Annotated in this window: 12 protein-coding genes; 6 read left to right on the forward strand and 6 right to left on the reverse strand. The window is 64.4% G+C overall.

Annotated elements, in window-relative coordinates; genetic code table 11:
• Nucleotides 1-56 precede the first annotated feature (56 nt).
• The 3 genes from ACG3SL_RS01850 (at nt 57) to ACG3SL_RS01860 (ending at nt 6,060) form a co-directional block, all read left to right on the forward strand.
• Nucleotides 57-1,088, forward strand: coding sequence for a LacI family DNA-binding transcriptional regulator (locus tag ACG3SL_RS01850; protein ID WP_448665221.1), 1,032 nt, complete (start codon nt 57-59; stop codon nt 1,086-1,088).
• Between the two features lie 284 nt (nt 1,089-1,372).
• Entirely contained in the window at nt 1,373-4,657 is a 3,285-nt protein-coding gene (locus tag ACG3SL_RS01855) for a TonB-dependent receptor domain-containing protein (protein WP_448663438.1), read from the forward strand.
• 59 nt (nt 4,658-4,716) lie between these two features.
• Complete coding sequence (locus ACG3SL_RS01860; RefSeq protein ID WP_448663439.1) at nt 4,717-6,060, forward strand: pectate lyase family protein; 1,344 nt, start codon at nt 4,717-4,719, stop codon at nt 6,058-6,060.
• A 7-nt stretch (nt 6,061-6,067) separates the two neighbouring features.
• Here the strand turns inward: ACG3SL_RS01860 and ACG3SL_RS01865 are convergent, their stop codons facing one another.
• Nucleotides 6,068-7,042 (reverse strand): quinone oxidoreductase family protein, encoded by a 975-nt coding sequence (locus tag ACG3SL_RS01865; protein ID WP_448663440.1) that lies wholly within the window; start codon nt 7,040-7,042, stop codon nt 6,068-6,070.
• 123 nt (nt 7,043-7,165) lie between these two features.
• Between ACG3SL_RS01865 and mtnP the strand changes: the two genes are divergently transcribed.
• Nucleotides 7,166-8,032 carry an S-methyl-5'-thioadenosine phosphorylase gene (gene mtnP, locus ACG3SL_RS01870; RefSeq protein ID WP_448663441.1) on the forward strand — a complete coding sequence of 289 codons (867 nt, stop codon included), beginning with the start codon at nt 7,166-7,168 and terminating at the stop codon, nt 8,030-8,032.
• A 169-nt stretch (nt 8,033-8,201) separates the two neighbouring features.
• A complete protein-coding gene (locus ACG3SL_RS01875) occupies nt 8,202-11,192 on the forward strand; it encodes a TonB-dependent receptor domain-containing protein (protein WP_448663442.1) in 2,991 nt (996 codons plus the stop codon).
• Between the two features lie 68 nt (nt 11,193-11,260).
• On the opposite strand, the gene ACG3SL_RS01880 is transcribed toward ACG3SL_RS01875, so the two are convergent.
• The 4 genes from ACG3SL_RS01880 to ACG3SL_RS01895 form a co-directional block, all read right to left on the reverse strand.
• Nucleotides 11,261-11,851: an outer membrane protein gene (locus ACG3SL_RS01880; protein WP_448663443.1), complete on the reverse strand. Its 591-nt coding sequence runs from the start codon at nt 11,849-11,851 to the stop codon at nt 11,261-11,263.
• Nucleotides 11,852-12,114: 263 nt separating this feature from the next.
• Nucleotides 12,115-14,784 (reverse strand): aconitate hydratase AcnA, encoded by a 2,670-nt coding sequence (gene acnA, locus ACG3SL_RS01885; protein WP_448663444.1) that lies wholly within the window; start codon nt 14,782-14,784, stop codon nt 12,115-12,117.
• A 289-nt stretch (nt 14,785-15,073) separates the two neighbouring features.
• A complete protein-coding gene (locus ACG3SL_RS01890) occupies nt 15,074-16,783 on the reverse strand; it encodes a hypothetical protein (protein WP_448663445.1) in 1,710 nt (569 codons plus the stop codon).
• Nucleotides 16,784-16,833: 50 nt separating this feature from the next.
• Nucleotides 16,834-17,895, reverse strand: a complete 1,062-nt coding sequence (locus ACG3SL_RS01895; RefSeq protein WP_448663446.1) for a dsDNA nuclease domain-containing protein — start codon at nt 17,893-17,895, stop codon at nt 16,834-16,836.
• 287 nt (nt 17,896-18,182) lie between these two features.
• On the opposite strand from ACG3SL_RS01895, the gene ACG3SL_RS01900 reads away from it, so the two are divergent.
• Complete coding sequence (locus ACG3SL_RS01900; protein WP_448663447.1) at nt 18,183-18,995, forward strand: hypothetical protein; 813 nt, start codon at nt 18,183-18,185, stop codon at nt 18,993-18,995.
• A gap of 31 nt (nt 18,996-19,026) precedes the next feature.
• On the opposite strand, the gene ACG3SL_RS01905 is transcribed toward ACG3SL_RS01900, so the two are convergent.
• Complete coding sequence (locus ACG3SL_RS01905; protein ID WP_448663448.1) at nt 19,027-20,388, reverse strand: methyl-accepting chemotaxis protein; 1,362 nt, start codon at nt 20,386-20,388, stop codon at nt 19,027-19,029.
• Nucleotides 20,389-20,647: the final 259 nt, after the last annotated feature.

Here is a 20,647-nt window from a genome sequence, read left to right on the forward strand (position 1 = left end):
CATCTCTTGTCTCGTGGACAGTATCCTTTTGTCCCGTGAGCCAGTATAGCGCCATGATGCACCGCCCCGGCAAGCCCACGATCAACGATGTCGCCCGACTGGCCGGCGTCTCCAAAAAGACCGTCAGCCGGGTGATCAACCACTCGCCGCTGCTCAACGGCGATACCCGCGCCAAGGTCGAGGCAGTGATTGCGGACCTGGGCTATGTCCCCAATGTCCAGGCGCGTGCGCTGGCGCTGCGGCGCAATTTCCTGCTGGGGCTGATCCACGACAACCCCAATGCCCAGATGGTGATGAACGTCCAGGCGGGCATATTGGAGGCGATCCGCGACACCGAGTTCGAACTGATCGTGCGCCCGGTGGATCGCGGTTCCTCGACGATGCTGGCGGACGTGCGCAACTTCCTGGAGCGGCAGCGGCTGTACGGCGTGCTGATCCTGCCGCCGGTGTCGGAAAACGACATGCTGGCGCAAGTGTGCCGCGAGGTCGGGTGCCGCTATGTCCGCATGGGCTCGACGGCGCTCGATACCGCCGAACATATGGTCGCGTCCAACGACAGCGACGTCGTGACCGAAGCGGTCAACCATCTGATTTCCTTGGGGCACACGCGGATCGGACTGATTGCCGGGCCGCATGGCTTTCGCTCCGCGCGCGAGCGGAGAAAAGGGTTCGAGCAGGCTTTGGCGACGGCGGGAATCCGCCTGCCGCGCAGCCTGATCGCGGACGGCAACTATACGTTCGAAAGCGGCCTGGCGGCGGCCGACCGGCTGCTCGACCTGTCGCCGCGCCCCACCGCGATCTTCGCGTCGAACGACGAAATGGCGGCGGCGACGCTGCACGCGGCGCGGCGCCGGGGCATGACCGTGCCCGACGACCTGTCGATCATCGGGTTCGACGATACCGCGATCGCCTCGCACATCTGGCCGCCGATGACGACGGTGCACTGGCCGATCATTTCGATGGGTCGCTCCGCCGCGCTCAAGTTGCTCGCCGACTTTTTCGGCGATGGCCATGCCGTGGAAGAGCCGTCGCTGTTCCCCTCGACGCTGATCCACCGCGCGTCGGTCGCGCCCCCGCGCGAGGGCTGACGCCGGGCCAATCGACGGGTGTTGCACGTTTGCCGCAGTCTGCGCTTTCTCGCGTCGGGTTTATGACACCGGTTGACTAAGCCGTATCGTTGCGAACAATATCCACGCAACCAAGCAACAGGCTTGCGTCCAGCGGGCATAGATCCGTGGGCAGTGGGAGTGGATGAGGGGGAAGTCCAGGCGCGATGGCGCCCGGGCGCGTTTCCAAAGTGACCAATTCGTCCGGCTGCGTGACGCGATGACCTGGCTTGGCCCTTTACGATGGGCTGGGGAGGATTGTCGTTATGTTTCCATATTATCAGGTATTTGGCGGGTCTGGCGCAGCATCGCGCGCCATAACTGGCCGTGCACTTCGCGCGACTTCCGCGCTGGGTGCGATCATCATTGCGCTCGCGGCACCGCTGGCAGCCCATGCGCAGGAGGCCGAGCCCGCGCAGGACGTCCAGGCCAACGAAGAGATCGTGGTTACCGGTTTCCGCGCCTCGCTCCAGAATGCGCTCAACCTGAAACGCCAATCGAACCAGATCGTCGATGCGATCACGGCGGAGGACATCGCCGATTTTCCCGATGCCAACCTGGCCGAATCGATCCAGCGCCTGCCCGGCATCTCGATCGACCGCGACAATGGCGAGGGCCGCTCGATCACCGTGCGCGGGCTGGGCGGCGATTTCCAGGCGGTGCGGCTGAACGGCGCGGACGCGCAGAACGTCGCGGGCGGCAACGCATCGGATTCGGGCGCGAACCGCTCGCGCGGGTTCGATTTCAACACCTTCGCCTCCGAATTGTTCGGCGGGATCAAGATTACCAAATCGACCGCGGCGGAGAATGACGAAGGCTCGCTGGGCGCGATCATCGACCTCACCACCGGGCGTCCGCTGGCGTACAAGGGTAATCGCTTCGCGCTGGGCGCCGAGGGCGAATATCGCGAGAACGGCAAGAAATGGAATCCCCGCCTGACCGGGCTCGCGTCGATCAAGCTCAGCGACACGTTCGGCGTCCTCGTCTCGGGCGCGTACCAGAAGCAGGAGCAGCAGCTCGATCGCTATAGCCGCGGCATCGGTTCGTTCGAATATGCCTATCGCAATTCGCAGCTGAACGGCGTCACGCCGCTGACCTATGGCTTTGCCCGGCCCGGTGGGACGGGCGCCACGTTCGGCTCGGACCCGGCGGCTTATGCCGCGGTCACGCCGACCACGATCATCCCGGGACTTCCCACGATCGGGCGCCAATGGCTCAGCTACGAGCGGATCGGCGCGACGGCGACGGCGCAGTGGAAGCCGAGCGAGCATACCGAAATCACGTTCGACGGCGTCTATTCCAAATATGACCAGGATAGCACCACCACCGGCATCACCACGATCGGCCTGAACCGCAACGGCACCAACACCCGCGCGGCCCAGACGGGCAGCGCGGGGCTGCGCCCCGTGGGCAACGCCAATTATTACACCGATCGCGTCGCGCTCTATCCCAATTGCGTGCCGAGCGCGGTGATCGATTGCGACGGGACGGCGACCGGCAACGCCGTGCTGCCCGGCTATTACAACAGCATGAATCCCAACAATCTCAATCCCTATGACTATTACAACAACCCGGCGTCGCCCGGCTATGTCGCGACGTCGAACGGCACGGGCTATTATGCCGAGCTGATCGGCCGCCCCAACACCAAGATCCGCGCCGCCAACGTCAACAGCGCGGGGCAGGCCGATTATCTGGTGCTCGACGATGTCGACTGGCGCAGCTCGTCGGATGCCCAATATGGCTCGACGACGTTCAAGCAGGCGACGATGAACGTGCATCAGGACCTGCTCGACGGGCTGTACGTCGACGGCACGCTGGGCTGGTCCAAGTCCGAATTCCGCGCCACCGGGCTGCTGGCGGAGTTCAACGCGATCGACCGCGACGGCTACACCTTCGATGCGCGCGGCGACGGGATCATGCCGGTGTTCAACCCCGGCTTCGACGTGGCGAACCCGAACAGCTGGACGCTGGTCAAGGGCCTGTCGACGATCCGCTATTTCAACAATATCGTCGAAAACGAGTTCAAGGTCGCGCGGCTGAACTTCACCTATGAACCGTTGCCCGAGATGTCGATCAAGTTCGGCGTCACGGCCAAGCAGTTCGACTATGCCGCGGACCAGGGCAGGCGCAACCAGACGATCGAGGCGATCAACCCGACGCTGGCGGAAGCCAAGCTGAACATCACCGATCTGGGCCAGACGATCGGCTTTGGTCAGGGGCTGAACGTGTCGTCGGGCACGCCCACCAGCTATTATGCGCCGGACCTGAACAAGTTCGTCAACCAGTTCGGCATCGACTGCAACTGCGTGAACAAATGGGGCGATTTCCGCGCCGTGGTGGACGGGCGCCAGCGCTCGGCGATCACCGAGAAGGATTTCTCGGGCTTTTTCCAGGTCGATTACAATGTCGACCTGCTCGGGCGTCCGTTGCGCGGCAATGTGGGCATGCGCGTCGCGAATACGCGCGTGACCGGGCAGGGCAATGTCGGCGGAAGCGACGGTGTCGCCGGGCTCGCCGTGACCGCCAAGAACGAATATTGGGACTGGCTCCCGGCGATGAACGCGAATTGGGAAGTGGCGGACAATTTCCTGGTCCGCTTCGCCGCCGCCAAGGTGATGTCGCGTCCCCAGCTGTCGAGTCTAACCCCCGGCACCACGTCATTCGCCAACGGGCTGAACGCGAACGGCGCGGCGCCGGCGGTCACGGTGGGCAACCCCTATCTGAACCCGTTCCGCGCCACCAACCTCGACCTGAGCTTCGAGAAATATTTCTCGCACAACGGTCTGATCGGCGTGGCCTTTTTCAAGAAGGACATCGACAGTTTCCCGCAGCAGATCGCGGGCGAGGCGGCGCTGTCGACGGTGTTCGAGCCGGCGGTGTACCAGCAGATACTGACCTCGATCACCAGCCCGACGCTGCTCGACTACACCCGCCGGGGCGGCGTGTGGGCGATCCGCCAGTTCAAGGACGCGCCCGGCGGCACGATCAAGGGCATCGAAGTCAACGTCCAGAGCGACTTCTATTTCCTGCCCGCGCCGTTCGACAAGTTCGGCATCACGGCCAATTACACCCATATCGATTCGAAGCTGAATTACCTGACCGGCGCAGTGCTCAACACCACCCAGACCGGCGGATCCACCGCGACGAATACCTATGCGGAGGGGCCGTTCCTCAACACCTCGCCGGATTCGTTCAACGCGACGCTCTATTACGAGGACAGCGTGTTCTCGGCGCGCGTGTCCGGCGCGTATCGCACCCGCTACGTCAATCGCTTCCCGCTTTCGAGCGGCACCTGTTCGGTGGGTACGACCACCAATGCAGGCGCGGCGTGCAACTCGCCGGTGATCGGCGATTTCGGGTATAACGAGGACCAGCTGAACATCGACTTCGCGATCGCGCTCAACGTGACCAAATTCGCCAAGCTGACGCTGGAAGGCCGCAACATGACGAACGAGCCGCAATACCGGACCATGTACGCGGCCAACCCGGTCACGCAGACCTATGGCAGCACCGGGCGGATCATCACCGGCGGCGTGCGGCTGGTATTCTGATCGCGGCGGACGGCGGGGCTCCGGCCTCGCCGACCGCGCTCTGGCGAAAGGCAGGATCGATGGGCAGGCGTTCTACAGCATTTGCGGGGGCGGCGTTGCTGTGCGTGGCGGTGCCTGCGCAGGCGGCGGATATACCCGCGTTTCCCGGTGCCGAGGGCGCAGGGGCGAGCGCGCTCGGCGGGCGCGGCGGGCGGGTGCTGTTCGTCACCAATCTCAACGATGCGGGCCCGGGCAGCCTGCGCGTGGCGGTGGAGGCAAAGGGGCCGCGCACGATCCTGTTCCGCATATCGGGCACGATCGCGCTGACAAAGCCGCTGGTGATCCGCGAGCCGCGTGTCACGATCGCGGGCCAGTCGGCGCCGGGCGATGGCATCACGCTGCGCGATCATCCGCTGGTCGTGTCCGCCGACGATGTCGTCATCCGCTATGTCCGGTCGCGGCTGGGCGACGAATCGCGCACCGAATCCGACGCGATCTGGATCAACAAGGGGCGCCGGATCATCCTCGACCATGTCTCCGCCAGCTGGTCGGTGGACGAGACGCTGTCGGCATCGGCCCGCTATGACGATCCCGAACAGGGCTATTTCGACCTGACCGTGCAATGGTCGATCATCGCCAATTCGCTCACTCATTCGCTCCATGCCAAGGGCGAGCATGGCTATGGCAGCCTGATCCGGGGCGGGCGGGGTGCGCGGATCAGCTTCCACCACAATCTCTGGGCCAACCACGCCGCCCGGATGCCGCGTCCCGGCAACTATAGCGGGCCGGATGTCGATCCCGTCGGCGCCTTTTTCGATTTCCGATCGAACCTGTTCTACAATTGGGGCGGCGGGCATTCGGGGTACAATGCCGACAAGGCGACGCTGGCCCGGTACAATTTCGTCGACAACGCCTATGTCGCCGGGCCGAACTCGGGAAAACCGATCGCATTCGATGAATCGAACCTGCTCGCCCGGGCCTATTTCGCGGGCAACAGCATGAACGGCGTGATCCCGCCCGATCCGTGGAGCCTCGTCACCGGGGTGCGGCCCGAGGGATATGTGCTGACCGCGCCGGTCGCGATGCCGCCGGTCACGGCCGATCCGGCCGACATCGCCTATACGCGCGTGCTGGCCGGGGCGGGGGCGTCGCTGGCGCGCGATGCGATCGACACGGCGATCGTCGCCGGGGTGCGCGACCGCACCGGGCGCCAGATCGACAGCCAGCGCGACATGGGCGGCTGGCCCGCGCTGCGCAGGCTGCCCGCGCCCCCGGACCGCGACGGCGACGGCATCCCCGATGCGTGGGAGCGGGCACATCGCCTGAACCCGCGCAATGCCGCCGACGGTAATGCCGACCGCAATGGCGACGGCTATACCAATCTGGAGGAATGGATGGCCGAGCGCGCCGCCGGGCGCGGCTGAACCCGCCTCAAGGCAGCAGGATCGTCGATCCCTCGGTCTTGCCCGCTTCCAGCTGGCGATGCGCCTCTGCCGCTTCGCGCAGGGCAAAGCGCTGGCCGATCTCGGGGCGCAGGACGTTCGCGGCGATCAGGTCGAACACGCGCTGCGATCCTGCGGCCCGCTCTTCGGGCGTGACATAATAGTCACCCAGCTTGGGCCGGGTGACGAAGAGCGAGCCATGCTGGTTGAGCGTCGCGAGATTCACGCCCTGCACCGGGCCGCTGGCATTGCCATAGCTGAGGATCAGCCCGCGCCGCGCAGTGGCGGCGAGCGATGCTTCCCATGTCGCGGCGCCGACGCCGTCGAACACTGCCTGCACCCCCGTGCCGCCGGTAATCTCCCGCACCCGCGCGGCGATGTCATCCTGGCGTGAGAACAGGATATGCGCGGCGCCGGCGGCCTTTGCGCGCGCCGCCTTTTCCTCGGTGCCGACAGTGGCGATCACCGTCGCGCCGATATGGCTGAGCCATTGCACCAGCAGCTGCCCGACGCCGCCCGCCGCGGCATGGACCAGCACGGTCCAGCCCGGCTGCACTTGGGCGGCGCGCTCGATCAGGAATTCGGCGGTGCATCCTTTCAGCAGCGCGGCGGCGGCGACTTCGTCCGAAATCGTATCGGGCAGCTTGAACAGGCCGGTCGCGGCCACGGTGCGCTCGGTCGCATAGGCGCCGAGTTCGGGCCCGAAGCTCGCCACGCGGTCCCCCGGTGCGAAGCCGGTCACGCCCTCGCCGACGGCAGTGACGACGCCGGATGATTCGAGCCCGAGCCCGCTGGGAAGCGGCACGGCGTACAGGCCGGAGCGATGATAGGTGTCGATGAAGTTCAGCCCGACCGCAGACGTGCGGAAAGTGACCGCGCCGGGCCCGGGCGGCGCGATTTCGCGCTCTGCCCATTCCAGCACCTCGGGGCCGCCGGTGCGGGAAAACTGGATCACCTGTGCCATCGCCAAGAGCCTTTTCGCTGGTTCGCCGCTGGCATGGCCGGGCAGGCAGGCCGCCGTCAACCAAAGGCTTGGTGCGTCCCCACTGCTCCTCTATGGCGCGAGGCAGCAACAGCGGAGGGCGACATGGCAGGTTGGACGATCGGGATCATCGGCGGTTCGGGGCTGTACGACGTCGAGGGTATCGAGGACGGCGAATGGGTCTCGAGCGAAAGCCCCTGGGGGACGCCCTCGGACGATTGCTTCGTCGGACGGGTCGGGCACGTCCGCGTCGTGTTCCTGCCGCGCCACGGGCGGGGGCACCGGATCAGCCCGTCCGATCTGAACGCGCGCGCCAATATCGACGTGCTCAAGCGCCTGGGCGTGACGGACGTGCTGGCGGTATCCTCGGTCGGCAGCCTGATCGAGGATCGCCCGCCGGGCAGCTTCACCATCGCCGACCAGTTCATCGACCGGACCAAGGGGCGCCCGTCGAGCTTCTATGGCGCGGGGATGGTCGCGCATGTCTCGATGGCCGATCCGGTGTGCCCGCGCCTATCGGCGCTGGCGGCGGAGGCCGCGGTCGCGGCGGGGGCGCAGACGCATGTCGGCGGCACATACCTGGCGATGGAGGGGCCGCAATTCTCTACCCGTGCGGAGAGCAACCTGTATCGCAGCTGGGGCTGCCACATTATCGGCATGACCGCGATGCCCGAGGCAAAGCTCGCACGCGAGGCAGAGCTTCCCTATGCGCTGGTCGGCATGGTGACCGATTATGACTGCTGGCGCGAAGGCGAGGAAGCGGTCGATGTGGCGCAGGTGATCGCCCAGCTTTCCGCAAATGCAGCAAAGGCGCGGGCGATGGTGATGCACCTGCTGCGCAACCTGCCCGAAGAGCGCCCGGCATCGCCGATCGACACATGTCTCGACACCGCGCTGATCACGGCGCCGCACGCGCGGGATGCAGCGTTGTTGGCGAAGCTGGACCCTGTGGCGGGGCGCGCATTGGCCTGAAAACAACGGGTTAGCCAGCTGTGTTGCTCCAGCACAACACTCCGTTCTTAAATGTGTCTGTATCTTTACAGAGTGTGTCTGGAACTGCACCCTTGGAAACAAGGCGCTCGATGCGGGCGCCGTTTCACTAGCGATTCCGCGCTCGGCGCGGTTCGGGGGGCAGTTTCACATGCAGTTGGATCGTTCGCGTATCGCCATTTTAAGCCGCAGCGCGGCACCGTTCGTCCTCGCACTTGCGATGGTCGCGCAGCCCGCGATGGCGCAGGACGCCGCAAAGGCGCCCGCGGCGCAGGATGCGCAGGCGACGACCACGTCGGACGAGCCGATCGTCGTTACCGGCTCGCTGTTCCGTCGCACCGACACCGAGACGCCGTCGCCGGTGACGGTCCTGACCGCCGATACGCTGGACAAGGCGGGCATCACGACGATCGCCGACGCGATCCGCTCGATCTCGGCCGACAGCGCTGGCTCGATCGGCACTGGCTTCCAGACGGGTTTCTCCGCCGGCGGCTCCGCCGTATCGCTGCGCGGGCTGGGCGTTTCGTCCACGCTCGTGCTGGTCGATGGCCTGCGTTCGACCAATTTCCCGATCAATGACGATGGCCACAACGCGTATGTCGACCTGAACAGTATCCCGTTCAGCCTGGTCGACCGCGTCGAAGTGCTCAAGGACGGTGCCTCGTCCAGCTATGGTGCCGACGCGATCGGCGGCGTGGTCAACCTGATCCTCAAGAAGCAGTTTACGGGCGTGGCGGGCTCGATCGAGGGCGGCGCCGCAGGCAGAGGCGATGCCGGGAACGTTCGCGCCGAACTGACCGCAGGCTATGGCGACTACGAAACCGCGGGCTGGAACGTCTATATCAACGGCGAGTACCAGCGCGATAACCGCGTGCTCAGCAGCAAGCGCGGCTTTCCGTACAATAATCAGGACCTTTCTTCGATCGGCGGGATAGATAACAACTCCGCCGACCAGTCGCTCACCGTCAACGTGCCGACTGCCTATGTGACGCGCGTCAGCCAGAGCGACCTCAACAATCCGCTCACCGGCCAGACGGGCGCGGCCACGACCACGCAATATGATGCGCTGGGCCTGGCAAACTGCTCGGGCGGCACCTTCACGGTGACTACCGGCTCCGCGCGCGGCACGGGCTGCAAATACAACCTCACCGACATGTATCGCCAGCTCCAGCCCTATCAGGAGCGCTATTCGGTCAACGGTCGCGTAAGCTATCGCGTTTCCGACACGATCGAAGGCTATGTCACCGGCAGCTACAGCCGTTCCTATGTCAGCATCCATGGTTTGCCGTCGGCAATCCGGCAGACGCAGCCATTTGGCGCCAATCCGCTGGTCGCGACGAGCAATCCCGGCGTCGTGCTGCCGGTCTATATCTGCCCGACGGGCAACAATTGCGCGACCGACCTGACCAACCGCCGCCTAAATCCGAACAATCCCTATGCACAGGCCTATGCCAACGATCCCGCCAATGGTGCCGCGCGCATTTATTATCTGTTCAGCGATATTCCCGGGGGCAGCGAGCGCACCAACGAAGTCTATCGCACTACGGCGGGGCTGAACGGCAGCTTCGATGGAGGTTGGGACTGGCGGGTCGAGGGCGTCTATGCCCGCGACAATCTGAGCATCACCCAGCACGGGCTGATCAACATCGCGGCATTGCGCACCGCGATCAACACGGGCTCCTATAATTTCGTCAATCCGTCGGCGAACAGCGCGACGGTGCGCGCGGCGCTGTCGCCGGACAAGACCACGCCGTCCTTCTCCGAAATGTACGGCGTGGACGCGTCGATCAGCAAGGCGCTGACCGAGTTGCCGGGTGGTACGCTGCAGCTCGCCATCGGCGGCCAGGTTCGTCACGAAAAGCTGGAAAACAACAACCAGAATGCCACGCTCGACACCTATGGCCTGACCACCGCGTCGGCATTCGGCAGTCACACGGTTTCGGCGGCCTATTTCGAAATCGATGCGCCGGTGCTCAACACGCTCGATGTGAGCGCGTCTGGCCGCTATGACCATTACTCGGAAGGCTTCAGCCATTTCTCGCCCAAGATCGGCGTGAAGTTTTCGCCCATCAAGCAGTTCGCGGTGCGCGGCACCTATTCGCAGGGATTCCGCGCACCGACGTTCGCGGAATCGGGCCCGCGCAGCCAGTACGCCGGCTTCGTGACGACCACGCCGCCGTCCAGCTTCCAGACCGCGCATGGCGGCACGACCAACCCGTACAGCCTTGCCTATTCGCTGGGCCGGGGCGTTGCCGGTAATCCTGATCTCGAGCCCGAGACCTCGCGCAGCTTTACCGGCGGGATCATCTTCCAGCCGCAGCCTTGGCTGAGCTTCACCGCCGATTACTATAATGTGAAGAAGTCCAAGCTCATCATCGCCGGTCCTGCGATCAGCGATGCGGTCCGCGCCTATTACGGTGCCTCGACTCTTGCCGGGGCACAGGCGGCGGTCGCGGCCATTGGTCCGGGCTATTCGGTCAACACGGTGGACGGCGCCGATCCGCTGTTCCCCAATGCGTTGCCCCGCGTGCTGATCATCAACGTGCCCTATGTGAACGCCAATTACGCGATCACTTCGGGCATCGATCTGGCCGCAACGGCGAATTTCGAGATCGCGCCGGGTGTGAAGTTCACCAGCCGAATCGAAGCGACGCATGTGTTCAACTATGATCTGCACGTCGCCAACGGGGTGCAGAAATATGCCGGTACGCTGGGGCCCTACGACTTGTCGTCGGGCAACGGTACGCCGAGCTGGCGCGGCAATTGGCAGAACACGCTCGATTTCGGCAATTTCTCGCTCAGCCTGACGAGCTATTATGTCGGGCGGATCAAGGAAGTGTCGACCGACCAGCAGGCCGGCCCACCGACCGCGCCATACACCACGGCATGTTCGGCGAGCCTGTATCGTTCCACCGATCTCAACCAGTTCTGCTACGTCAATTCGTTCATCAGCAACGATCTGAATGCGACGGTACGTGTGAACGACGACTTCACCTTCTACGTCAATGTGAAGAACCTGCTCGACGCACGCGCGCCGATCGCACCGGCGGCCTATTCCAGCGCGCCGAACTTCCTGACCACCTGGCACTATGCCGGGCTGATCGGGCGCCAGTTCCGCGCGGGGGCGTCGTTCCGCTTCTGATATTTGGTACCTCGCGAACTCCGGGCGGCTTCCTTGCGGAGGCCGCCCATTTTTTGTCCGCTGCCGGGTCAGAAGCGGATGCCGACCCCGGTGGTCACCTTGTTGCTTGCGACGCCGTCAGCATAGTTGGTGTAGCGATATTCGCTCTTCCAATAGGTGGTCGGCGACATCTTCACTTCGATGCCGGTGCCCAGCAGCACGCCGTCCAGGTCGCGCCGGTCGCTGGCGGTGACCCCGGCCACCGTCTGGTCCTCACGCACCTGGAGGTTGGCATAGCCGACCTTGCCGTAAAGCAGCGTGTTCGCGGTCAGCGGCGTGCCGATGCGTCCGGCGAGCGTCAGTTCGCGGCGCTGGCGCAGTTCGCCCCCGGTGGTGGCGTCGCCGGTGACATAGTGATTATCGGACAGGTTCACCCCGCCCTCGATCCCCAGCAGCACGCGCGGGGCGACGGCGGCGTCATAGCCGATGGTCAGGCCATAGCCGAGGTCGCTCTGCTTCGCGCGGCCGTCCTGCCCGACCGAGGCGAGATCGAAGCGAAGCTGGTCCAGCCCGATGCTGGCGTCCACCCGCGGGCCGGCGAAGTCGGTCGCTTCCTGGGCGAAGGCGGGGGCGCTGGCGGCCATTGCGGTGGCGGCGAGGGTGATACGGAAAGCGTTCATTGCGGTACTCCTGACTAACTGCGCGCCGCACAGGGCCGGGGCCGGCGGCGCGTGGTCAGGAGATTGCGGCCGAACCCTGCGTGCGGGTTTCGGCGGGTTGCAGCAATGGGGCGATACCGTGACCTTTTGGGGCAGGGATCGGGCCATGCGGCGCAATGGGGCATCTCCGCCCTTTTTGGTTCATCCGGCGTACAGCCTTGGCAACGGCGCACAAAAAAAGGGAGGGGCGGACCCCTCCCTTTCTTGTTCCGGTACGGCGCGGCTCAGGCGGCGAGGTTGCGCAGCACGTACTGGAGGATGCCGCCGTGGAGGAAATATTCCAGCTCGTTGACGGTATCGATGCGGCAGCGGGTGAGGAACGTCTCGACCGTGCCGTCCTCGCGAGTCAGCGTGACTTCGACGTCCTGGCGCGGGCGCAGGCCGGCGACGCCGGTGATCGTGAAGACGTCGCTGCCCTTGAGCTTCAGCGTCTCGCGCGTCACGCCCTCGGCGAACTGGAGCGGCAGGATGCCCATGCCGACCAGGTTCGAGCGGTGAATACGCTCGAAGCTCTCGGTGATGACCGCGCGGACGCCGAGCAGGTTGGTGCCCTTTGCCGCCCAGTCGCGCGACGAGCCGGTGCCGTATTCCTTGCCGGCGACGATCACCAGCGGCGTGCCGTCGGCCTTGTGGCGCATGGCTGCGTCATAGATCGGCATGACCTGGCCGCCATAGCGGGTCATGCCGCCTTCGACGCCGGGGACCATCTCGTTTCTGATCCGTATATTCGCAAAAGTCCCGCGAACCATGATTTCGTCATTGCCCCGGCGGGCGCCGTAGGAATTGAAGTCTTTCTTGCTAACCTGATGATTTTGCAGGAAAGTTCCGGCCGGACTGTCCGCTTTGATGCTGCCGGCGGGGGAGATGTGGTCGGTGGTTATGGAATCGCCGAGGATGGCGAGGGGCTTGGCGTCGAGGATGTCCTGGACGGGGGCCGGGGTCATCGACATGCCTTCGAAATAGGGCGGGTTGTGGATGTACGTGCTTGAAGCCGGCCACTTATAGGTGTCCGAGCCTTCGACGGTGATGTTCTGCCAGTGGCGGTCGCCCTGGTACACGTTGCCGTAGCGCGTGCGGAACATCTGGTCGTCGATGTTGGCGGCCATCAGCCCCGCGACCTCGGCGTTGGTCGGCCAGATGTCCTTCAGGTACACCGGGCCGTCGGTGCCTTCGCCGATCGGGGTTTCGTACATGTCCTGCGTCACCGTGCCCTTGAGCGCATAGGCGACCACCAGCGGCGGCGAGGCGAGAAAGTTCGCGCGCACGTCCGGCGACACGCGGCCTTCGAAGTTGCGGTTGCCCGACAGCACCGACGCGGCGACGATGTCGTTGCCGTTGATCGCCGCCGAAATCGGCTCTGCCAGCGGGCCCGAATTGCCGATGCAGGTCGTGCAACCATAGCCGACCAGATTGAAGCCGATCGCGTCCAGATCCTCGGACAGCCCCGCCTTGTTCAGATAATCGGTCACGACCTGCGAGCCGGGGGCCAGCGACGTCTTTACCCAGGGCTTGCGCGTCAGGCCGAGCGCCCGCGCCTTGCGCGCCACCAGGCCCGCGGCGATCAGCACCGAGGGGTTCGACGTGTTGGTGCAGCTGGTGATCGCGGCGATCACGACGTCGCCGTCGCCGATGTCATGCGCGGCGCCTTCCACGGCCACGCGCACGGCGTGATCCTTGTGATACACCTTGGTCAGGTCGCCGTTGAACACTTCGTCGACGGTATCCAGGCTGACGCGGTCCTGCGGACGCTTCGGGCCCGCCAGCGACGGGCGCACGCTGCCCATGTCGAGTTCGAGCGTGTCGGTGAAGATCGGCTCGGGGCTGTCGACGTCGTGCCACATGCCCTGCGCCTTGGCATAGGCCTCGACCAGCGCGACGGTCTCTTCCGGGCGGCCGGTGAGCCGCAGATAGTCCATCGTCTTGTCGTCGATCGGGAAGAAGCCGCAGGTCGCGCCATATTCCGGCGCCATGTTCGCGATCGTCGCACGATCGGCCAGCGTCATCGAATGCAGGCCCGGGCCATAGAATTCGACGAAGCGGCCCACCACGCCCTTGGCGCGCAGCATCTGCGTCACGGTCAGCACCAGATCGGTGGCAGTGATGCCCTCTGCCAGCGCGCCGGTCAGCTTGAAGCCGACGACTTCGGGGATCAGCATCGACACCGGCTGGCCGAGCATCGCGGCTTCCGCCTCGATCCCGCCCACGCCCCAGCCGAGCACGCCCAGGCCGTTGACCATCGTGGTGTGGCTGTCGGTGCCGACCAGCGTATCGGGATAGGCGATCGTCGCGCCATCCGGCGCCACCGACGACCAGATCGACTGGGCGATATATTCCAGGTTCACCTGGTGGCAGATGCCCGTCCCCGGCGGCACGACCGAGAAATTGTCGAGCGCCTTCGAACCCCATTTCAGGAACTCGTAACGCTCCGCATTGCGCTCATATTCCAGCTCGACATTGTCCTCGAACGCCTTGGGCGTGCCGAATTCGTCGACCATGACCGAGTGATCGATCACGAGGTGCACCGGCACCTGCGGATTGATCTTGGCCGCATCGCCGCCCAGCTTGGTGATGGCATCGCGCATCGCCGCCAGATCGACGACGCAGGGAACGCCGGTGAAATCCTGCATCAGCACGCGCGCGGGGCGATACTGGATCTCGCGGTTCGAACGGGCATCCTTCTGCCAGTCGACGATCGCCTGCGCATCCTCACGCGTGACGGTGGTGCCGTCTTCGAAGCGGAGCATGTTTTCCAGCAGCACCTTCATGCTGAAGGGCAGGCGCGAAATATCGCCCAGCTTCTTCGCCGCCTTGGGCAGCGAGTAAAATGCGTAAGCCTTGGTGCCGACGGTGAGCGTGTCACGCGTACCGAGGCTGTCCTTGCCGATGGCGGTCATGGGGCGCGGGTTCCTTCCCTGTCTGTCCGGTCCGGGGCGCTCGGGGGACGCGGCCATGGGGCCGCGCGGGCGCACCGGGGTGCTGCGAATGCGAAGATTCGAGGGAGCCGATAGCAGGGGGAAGGGGTGGGGGGAAGGGGTGGGGTTTGGGGGGGGGGCTTCCTACGCCGGGTGGGGTGGGGGGAGGGGTTTGGGACTTCGCTGCCGTTTCCAAGCTACGCGTCGAACGGCAGGTTCAGTCGGGAGCGGACATACGGTATTTGCGTTGGGCTCTCGATGGCTTCACGGCCTAAATCAGCTCGCCTTGATCCTGACCGAGCATCCTGTTGATGAACGGCCGCAAATAGTCGCTGACCTCATCGAAATCCTCGCGGCGCAGCAGAGACTCCTTCACCGTTGGATTGATCGAGTGGCCCTCATACTCGACGCCGTGCATCGATACCGTTCCCAGCACGAGTTGCATGTCTTTCGGACGATTCTTCAGTGCGAATGAGATTATTGCCGCAGCGTTCTTTTCGTCTTGGTCCTGCTGCAGGGGGGTGTCCAGGATGATCGGGCAAAGGCAGGACGTCGTGAACTCCCGAATCGTGTGCAGCAGGGCGAAGTGATAGGCTAGGATCGCCCGCGGCCCATAGCTCCCCGTTTCGTTGATTTTGGGTGAGACGCTCTTCCTCGCTGCCTTTCCGAAGTCCACGCCCAGATCCGACGCAAATGCGATGAGCTTTTCGGCATAGAATGACACGATCTTGGCTTTGCGCTCGGAGTCACTGAGCTCCTTCATCAAAGCGTTCGCGGTATCTTCCTTCTCGGACCAGCCTGAAATGCCCACGTCGATCACGTCGCGCTCTGCAGCGATGGTCGCATCGACGATGCGCTCGCTTTCATCCTTCAGCATGTCGCGAAGCTTGATCTCGCCGCGTGTATCATCGAGCAGTTTATCGATGCGCGCGATCCTGTCCCCATAGCTTGCAAGGGACTCCATCTGGCGCGCCACATCCCCCTCGACTTGGGCTAGCGAATGCTGAGCGCTTGCCAGAAACCCTCGGCACGCGTCGGCGTCGTTGATCAGGCTGAACCGACTGGCAAAGTCGTTGTCGTGAACGGTGTTGCAGGTCGGGCAAACAACCTGTTCGTCCGTCAAGCTCTGCGAGAACTTCACGTCGGCGTCCAGCTCCTGAAGGGCGACACGTGCAATCTCGATCTCCTCGACCAGCACGGCCCGCCGGGACTGGAGTTCGGAAATCTTTCGCTTCACGCCCTCATAGACTGCTTGTAGCTCGTTTAGCTCCGCGAGCAGCTGTTCAATCTGGCTGCCAAACATTTCGGGCGCGAAGGTCACAGTGACCGGAGACCGTCCATTGCGCAGGCGCTCGGTCGCGCGGTCCAGGGCGCGGCGCTCGGCCTTGAGCTCATTCTGCTCGCGCTGGGCTTCCCCCCGCTTGGCCTTGGCCTCGTAGTATTCTCGAGGGCGGATGCCGGTATGGTATTCGAGAATCCCGCGCTTGAAGTCCGAGATCATCGACAGCCCCTTGAAGGAGCCCCAAGTGTCATCCCAACCCCGGTCCTGATCCTGATAGAAGGGGAGGAAGCAGAATTGCGGGGGCGGCACGATCAAGTCGTTATATTTGGTCGGAAGCATGATGTTGAAATCAAGCAGCTCGGCGATTTTAGGACCTACTTCTTTGACCAGGCCGGAAGCGCTCCAGAGCAACGCATCATTGCCGTCGAACAGCGCGATTTGGTCGTCCATGCGAAGGATCGCGTAGTATTCGTCGCCGACGGAGAATCGCAGCATGATCGTGACCGAGGCGTTGGACCATTTCTCGTTGATCACAGAAGAGTCCGCGCCGAATGCGCCATAGATCGATTTCATGAGGTGCGATTTGCCGGTGTCGTTTTCGCCGAAAATCACCGTGGACTCAGCGTCAAACCTCTCCTGACGTGCCTTCTTCTCGATCCGGGAGAGGAGCAGAAGCCTTTGCAACTTCAAGCTTTTCATACGACTTCTTTCTGAGGCTTCTTACCAGACGCTTGAACCGATCCTGCCGCTTAATGCGCATATATTTCATAGATGATCATCGCTCTCAGCCGGGCCGGGCTGAACGGTGACAGGTATTTCTGTCCGGTTTCTTCCACTTGCACGAAAACCGCCTCAACCATCTGCGTGAGGGTCAGGCTCGCATCTTCGATGACGGGTGCCAGCGTCGCCGTGATCGCCATCCGAACTCGGTGTACGGCTCGATCGGCCGAGTTCAGCGCGACCGTCCGATAGACCCCGTATTCTCGGCTAATCAGGCGCTGGTCCGAGAATGCGTAGGTCAGGTTCGGAGCAATTTCGCCCCACTCGGGCGATCTGCTGTTGTTCGCGATGGCGTCGAGCCATTCCTGGACATTGACCTTAGTCAAGCCTTTGTCCTTAATCGCTTGTTGCAGCGAAACTATCTCGCCTTGGAAGTTGGCCTTTCGTCGGCACTCTTCGGCGATCGCCCGATACACTGCCTCCGGGCTGAACCATACTTCGCCCAGATTCTCGGTGATGAAGGTCTGCAGCTTTCCCTTCGTATGCGAAACGACGTCGCCCACGCTGAGATTGGTGTGCTGGAAGCCCAACAACCCAATCTGGGCATTGGTGGCCGATGGATAGGCCTCCCGGACAGACTTGACGACTTTCTCGAAGTCGGCTGGCTCGCACTCCTTCAGGCGGAAGGTCGTGTTCGTATTGAAGCCGCAAAGCTGATTTGAAATAAAATCCGCTGACAGGGCCGCGTCAGGGAATTTGGCAACATTGTCGAACATCTTATCAATGTGGGAAGGCTTTTCCTTCGTCCCCGCCTCAGTCTTCACCTTCTCGCGCTGGAGGAGTTTGGTCAGCGACCAACCGCCATTCGTCGCTTTGGACTTTACTTGATAGAATCTGGCTGTCGTCGGCTCCGTCGCACTATTCAGCAGAATGACATCGTCGTGAAACTCGAAAACGATGGCGTAGTTATCCTGCGTACCATGTTGCTCGAACAACAAGGCCAAGCCCCACATCGTTTGATATTCGTAACGCCCTCCAGTCGCTGACTTCTCCCGAAGTGGCTTGCTGATAAGGTCGGCCGACAAGGTCATATTCATCCCCCGTCTGACTTGATGCCCATGCACGACCGGATTGGCAATCACAAAGCGAGTAAGCAACTGCAGCGGTGAGACGCTTGAGGAGAACCTTCCGCTTCGGAGCGTTCCATCGGCAGCTTCTTTCAGGAGCAGGCACTCGTGAAACCTGGTTTGAACGACCGTCTATGGTCGTCTGCTTCCACCGCATCCACAAAATCTCTCCAAATGTTCTACATTTGTTCTTTACTAGTAGGATTTCCGTGTATAACTGATTCCCCCTTGGCGAGTCGGAGGGATTCGGGATGGGGCGGAGTTCGAACTGGGATGCGCAGGCGCGGGGCGTGTTTTTGGCGCGGCTGGCGGTGGAGGGGAATGTGCGGCGGGCCTGTGCGGCCACCGGGCTGACGGTGGCGAGCGCCTATGCCCTGCGCGGGCGCGATGCGGACTTTGCGGGGGAATGGGCGGCGGCGCTGGCGCGCTGGCGGGCGGCGCGGGCGGAGCGGATGCAGGCGCGGCTGCCGGCGCAAGGTCTCTGCGGGCAGGATTACCGGGTGCGCCACGATGGCTGGACGCCGCTGCGCCAGCGCGCGTTCCTTCGGGCGCTGAGCGAGACGGGGTGCGTGCGCGATGCCTGTGCGCGGGTGCGGATCTCCAGCACCTCGGCCTATCGGCTGCGGCGGGCCGCGCCCGAGTTCGCGCGGGCGTGGCGGCGGGCGCTGGCGCAGGCGGTGCCGACGATCGAGCAGGCCGCGTTCGAGCGCGCGGTCAAGGGCTGGGACGATGTGGTGACGCGCGACGGCGTGGAGCTGTCGCGGCGGCGGCGCTATTCGGACGGTCTGCTGCGGCTGTTGCTCCAGCGCGAACAGGCGGCGGCGGTCGAGGCGGGCGACAAGGAGGGGCTGGTCGAGCGGGCCCGTGCGGCGGCGCGCGCGGCGGGCGGCATTTTCGCGACGCGCGCGACCGAGGACGAGACCAACGCCGCGCTGATGCAGAAGCTCGACGCGCTGTACCGGCACCGGGCGGCGCAGGCGGCGGAGCGCGGGCGCATCGCGCGCGAGGGGGCGGGGGGACGGCCCCTGCTCCCCGCGCGCCAGGGCGAGGGGAGCGGGGAGTAACGGGCGGGCGGCGCGTGGGCCGCCCGTGCGGTCAGAAGCTGGCCCACTCCGCATGTGCCTTGCCATGGGCAAGCGCGGCGACGGGCAGCGCGCGGGTCGGCGCAGGGGACGGGCGCGGGGCGGCGCGGCGGGTGCCCCGGCTGATCGTGAAGGCCGATGCCTGCTCGGCCAGCGCCGTCACTTCGCTGCTGAGGTTGCGGGCCGCCGCCGAGGTCTGCTCGACCATCGCCGCGTTCTGCTGCGTGGCGTTGTCCATCGTGCCCACCGTGGCGCTGATCTGGGTGATCGCGGAAGATTGCGCCTGGTTGTCGGAGGCGATGTTGCCGAGCAGCGCGTGGACTTCGCCCACATCGCTCGAAATGCCGGCAAAGGCGCCGTCGACCTTCTGCACCATTTCGACGGCAGTGCCGATTTCGGCCTGGGTGGTGGTCAGCTGGTCGCGGGCGCGGCCGGCCTCTTCCTCGGCGCGCATGGCGAGGGCGGAGACGAGGTCGGCGACCACCGCGAAGCCGCGACCCGCCTCACCGGCGCGGCCTGCCTCGACCGCGGCGTTCATGGCGAGGACGCGGGTCTGGAAGGCGATCTTGTCGAGGCCTTCGATCACGCTGTCGATGCCCTTGGCGCTGTCGCTGACGCGCATCATCGCCTGGACCGCGTCGTCGGCAATCTGGCGTCCGCCCGACACGGTGGTGATCGCGCCGTCGGCACGCGCCACGGTGCGGATTGCGGCTTCGGCGGTCGCCTTGAGCCGGCCGTCCATCTGCGTCACGGCGGACGAGGTTTCCTCGAGATTGGCGGCGTTGGCTTCGGTGCGGCGGGCGAGGTCTTCCGATGCCTGCGCGATTTCGCTCGCGCCGGTGCGGATCGTTTCCGTCGACTCCATCACCGCGCCGATCAGCGTGCGCAGCGTGGCGAGCGCGTCGTTGTAGTTGGACTTGAGGGCCGCATAGCCGCCGGGGAAATCGGCGTCGATGTTCGCGGTGAGATCGCCCTGCTTGAGCTGCTGGAGCACTTCGCCCAGCGTCTTGACGATCTCGGCCTGGATGGCGGCCTGGCGCTGTTGCTCGACCGCGGTGTCGCGGAAAGTGAACATCGCCTTGGTCATGCGACCGACGCAGTCCTCATAGTCGGTATAGGCGATGGGCGAGGCAAGGTCGCCGGCGGCGAGCGCCTCCATGCGGACCACCGTGTTGACATAGGGCACGCAGATCGCTTCGCGGAAACGGTGCGCCAGCACGGCGGCGGTCGCCACCAGCGCGAGCTGGATGCCGAAGGTGATCCAGTTGTCGCCGAACAGCGATACCAGCGCGACGAGCGCCATCAGCCCGATCATCGTCCCGAACGCGACAAGCGTCTTGCGGCGGATGGGCGCCTTCTTCTCAAACCACAGCATTGCAACTACCTTTTCAGCCGAACCGTCAGCGGGACATCGCGGGCGACACTGCAGCCAGAAATCCCCATTGACGCTGTATAGTGGGATCGCGGCGGGTTGTGGTTTGCGGGCCAGATTTTGTTATGTTGCTGGACGTGCGAATGCGCTGGGCCGGCGCGGTTTTCCGCCGCTTGGGGCGGGGGGGGGGCGCGCATTTGTTCTGAACAGCCAGGATTTCCCGGTATCGCGGCGCGCCCCGTGGCGGGGCGGGGCATTGAGG

The organism is Sphingomonas degradans, assembly GCF_053502645.1.

Excerpts from the sequence above, each read along its gene's own strand:
- ACG3SL_RS01900 (WP_448663447.1), top strand. The coding sequence starts at position 18,183 with ATGGGGCGGAGTTCGAACTGGGATGCGCAGGCGCGGGGCGTGTTTTTG.
- ACG3SL_RS01895 (WP_448663446.1), bottom strand. The coding sequence starts at position 17,895 with ATGACCTTGTCGGCCGACCTTATCAGCAAGCCACTTCGGGAGAAGTCA.
- ACG3SL_RS01875 (WP_448663442.1), top strand. The coding sequence starts at position 8,202 with ATGCAGTTGGATCGTTCGCGTATCGCCATTTTAAGCCGCAGCGCGGCA.
- ACG3SL_RS01890 (WP_448663445.1), bottom strand. The coding sequence starts at position 16,783 with ATGAAAAGCTTGAAGTTGCAAAGGCTTCTGCTCCTCTCCCGGATCGAG.
- ACG3SL_RS01880 (WP_448663443.1), bottom strand. The coding sequence starts at position 11,851 with ATGAACGCTTTCCGTATCACCCTCGCCGCCACCGCAATGGCCGCCAGC.
- ACG3SL_RS01855 (WP_448663438.1), top strand. The coding sequence starts at position 1,373 with ATGTTTCCATATTATCAGGTATTTGGCGGGTCTGGCGCAGCATCGCGC.
- ACG3SL_RS01865 (WP_448663440.1), bottom strand. The coding sequence starts at position 7,042 with ATGGCACAGGTGATCCAGTTTTCCCGCACCGGCGGCCCCGAGGTGCTG.
- acnA (WP_448663444.1), bottom strand. The coding sequence starts at position 14,784 with ATGACCGCCATCGGCAAGGACAGCCTCGGTACGCGTGACACGCTCACC.
- ACG3SL_RS01850 (WP_448665221.1), top strand. The coding sequence starts at position 57 with ATGCACCGCCCCGGCAAGCCCACGATCAACGATGTCGCCCGACTGGCC.
- ACG3SL_RS01905 (WP_448663448.1), bottom strand. The coding sequence starts at position 20,388 with ATGCTGTGGTTTGAGAAGAAGGCGCCCATCCGCCGCAAGACGCTTGTC.
- mtnP (WP_448663441.1), top strand. The coding sequence starts at position 7,166 with ATGGCAGGTTGGACGATCGGGATCATCGGCGGTTCGGGGCTGTACGAC.
- ACG3SL_RS01860 (WP_448663439.1), top strand. The coding sequence starts at position 4,717 with ATGGGCAGGCGTTCTACAGCATTTGCGGGGGCGGCGTTGCTGTGCGTG.